4 protein-coding genes are annotated in these 2,613 nt (G+C 68.1%); 3 read left to right on the forward strand and 1 reads right to left on the reverse strand.

Annotation, left to right across the window (positions count from 1 at the left end):
* Positions 1 to 4 precede the first annotated feature (4 nt).
* From ACPYOG_RS19030 to ACPYOG_RS19040, 3 genes are read left to right on the forward strand one after another with little or no spacing between them, the layout of a single operon-like run.
* A complete protein-coding gene (locus tag ACPYOG_RS19030) occupies positions 5 to 574 on the forward strand; it encodes an MOSC domain-containing protein (protein WP_481295708.1) in 570 nt (189 codons plus the stop codon).
* Positions 575 to 624: 50 nt separating this feature from the next.
* Entirely contained in the window at positions 625 to 1,080 is a 456-nt protein-coding gene (locus ACPYOG_RS19035; RefSeq protein WP_481295705.1) for a VOC family protein, read from the forward strand.
* 12 nt (positions 1,081 to 1,092) lie between these two features.
* On the forward strand, positions 1,093 to 1,803 hold the full coding sequence (locus ACPYOG_RS19040) for a winged helix-turn-helix transcriptional regulator (protein WP_481295706.1): 711 nt from the start codon (positions 1,093 to 1,095) through the stop codon (positions 1,801 to 1,803).
* A 48-nt stretch (positions 1,804 to 1,851) separates the two neighbouring features.
* Here ACPYOG_RS19040 and ACPYOG_RS19045 read toward each other — a convergent pair whose 3' ends face one another.
* Positions 1,852 to 2,556: a DUF2306 domain-containing protein gene (locus tag ACPYOG_RS19045; RefSeq protein WP_481295707.1), complete on the reverse strand. Its 705-nt coding sequence runs from the start codon at positions 2,554 to 2,556 to the stop codon at positions 1,852 to 1,854.
* Between the last annotated feature and the right edge of the window lie 57 nt (positions 2,557 to 2,613).

Consider the following 2,613-nt stretch of genomic DNA (forward strand, 5'->3'; position numbering starts at 1 on the left):
GGTACTGGAACGGCTGCGAGTTCGCCCGCTCGGAGTGCGCGGCGATGTCCAGGCCGACCGTACGCACCACGGAGGCGCGTCGAAGGCGCTCTACGCCTATGCGGACGAGGACGCGGCTTTCTGGGCAGGCGAGCTCGGGAGGCCCATCCCCGCCGGACTGTTCGGCGAGAACCTGCGGACGGCCGGACTCGACGTCAACGGCGCGGAGATCGGCGAACGCTGGGCGATCGGCGACGAGCTCGTAGTCGAGGTCACCTGCCCGAGGATGCCGTGCGCCGTCTTCCAGCGGCGGATGCAGGAGCCGCAGTGGGTCAAGCGCTTCACGCAGGAGGGGCGCCCCGGCGCGTATCTCTCGGTGGCGAAGTCCGGCACCGCCGGCGCGGGCGACGTCGTCCGAGTGCTCTCGCGGCCGGGACACGGCGTCTCCGTCGCGTCCTGGTTCACCGGCGCGGATGCGGAGCAGGCGGACGCGCTGGAGGCGGCCGAAGCCGCCGGCCTGCTGACCCTGGCGCCCGAGATGCGGGAGTCCGTCGACGACGTGCGCTCCCGCGGTTTACTTGTTCTTGACAAGTAAGCTTGCAAAGAGCAAGCTAAGCCCATCGGACCACTGACCGGAGGGACATCATGCCAACCAACATCTTCGTCAACATCCCCACGACGGACCTCGACCGCTCCAAGGCGTTCTACGAAGCGCTCGGCTACAGCATCAACCCCATGTTCACCGACGAGAACGCCGCCTGCGTGGTTCTCAGCGACACGATCTACTTCATGGTCCTGACCCGCGAGTACCTCGCGACCTTCACCGACAAGCAGATCGTCGACACGAAGACGCACGCCGGGGCCATGATCGCGCTCACCCAGGACTCCCGCGACGAGGTGGATGCGCTGGTCGGGAAGGGCATCGAGGCGGGCGGCCTCGAGCCGCGCCCCGCGCAGGACTACGGGTTCATGTACTCCCGCGACCTGGAGGACCCGGACGGCAACATCCTCTCGTACCTCTACATGGTGCCGGAAGCGGCCGAGAAGGGCCCGGAGGCCTACCTCGCCGAGCACGGGGCCGAGGCTCCCGCGCAGGCCTGATCCGGCTCCCGGATGGCGGCACGAGCCCCGCGGGGCTTCGGACAGTTCGGTGGCGTCGCGCGCGCGGTCGAGCGGGTCGGCGAGCGATGGGCGCTCCTCATCGTTCGCGACCTGCTCGGCGGCGCCCGCCGGTACAGCGACCTCAAGGCGGGTCTGCCGCGCATCCCGACCAACATCCTGAGCGACCGGCTCAAGGAACTGCAGCAGGCCGGGGTGATCCGCCGCGTGCCGACGGTGCGCGGCGGGTATGAGCTGACTCCGCTCGGCCGGGAGCTCGAACCCGTGGTGCTGGCACTGGAGCGCTGGGGCTGGGCGGCGCCGGTGGATCCCGCCGATGGCGAGGTCCTGTCCGCCGACGGACTGTCGGTGACGCTCCGTGCCGCCTTCCGGCGCGAGGAGGCCGCCGGCCTGCCGGCGACCGAGTACGTCGTGCATGCGGGCGAGGCCTCGGTCAGCGCGATCGTCGTCGGTGAGGTCGTGGATGTGATGGACGTGGGGCCGGCGGCCCTCCCGCAGCCGCAGCGCCGGCTCGACATCGGCGCACCGGAGGAGGTGCTGGAGTTCCAGGTGGGCCTCTCCGACCTGGGGGCACTGCTGGGTGACGGGATGCCGGCGGTCGAAGTGCTGGCAGGAGGGGACGAGCTCGTCCTGCGGTTCCGGCGGACGTTCCACTTCGATGTCGTCCCCGGCGCGGAGGAAGCGGCGGCGGGCGCGGCGGCCTGAGTCGCGGATCTCCGCTCGGACCGCATCCAGCTGAGTTGTCGCTCGCTGTTACGGGTTCTGGTTCGTCAAACTGGGCTGGCGTGGTCGGCGTGTCCGGCGGGCACGTTGTCGGTTCAGCTTGCGGGCGAGGACCATGGCGATGATCAGATTCGGGACGCCGGAGGTCCAGGGAAGGAAGGGGTAGAGGGTTTCGAACGTGCCGGTTGCCAGGATGACGGCAGTCTCGGCCCTGAGAACGACGGCGACGAAGGTGAGGCTGAAGTTGGCGATGATCCAGAATCGGTGGGCGGCGATGTCGTGTTTGACGGCAATCGCTCGAACCGCAAGCCCAAGGGTCACCAGCCAGCCGACGCCGAGCAGGAAGAATCCGCTCGTGACGATGATCTGGCCATTCGCGATCGTTCCGGGATAGGCGTGGAAGGACATGAAAATAGCACCGGTCGCGGCGACTGAAACCGCGACAGCGTAGAACTTGCCGATCGTGCGGTGTCGTCTTCCAGGGGTTCGCCTGAGCGCGCCGATCAGGTTGATCGGGCCCAGGACCAGGGCGACGGCGCCGGCGCCGATATGGATCAGGAGGGGCACCTGATACGTCGCGTAAGTTTGCGCCTGCTGGGAGAAGTAGTAGTGGCCCACCATCGGGACCAGCGGCATCACCACTAGGTAGAGCGCAGCCATCAGGACCGCGACGACGAAGCTTGGGACCACGACAAGCCCGTAAACCGCGCGGTATCGAGGGTTTGAGGATGCCATGTCGCCTCCTTCGCTTGATGCGCGAGTGCCTTGCTTCACTGCCTCTAATGCTACACC

Source organism: Leifsonia sp. HAY1-4F, from assembly GCF_056755275.1.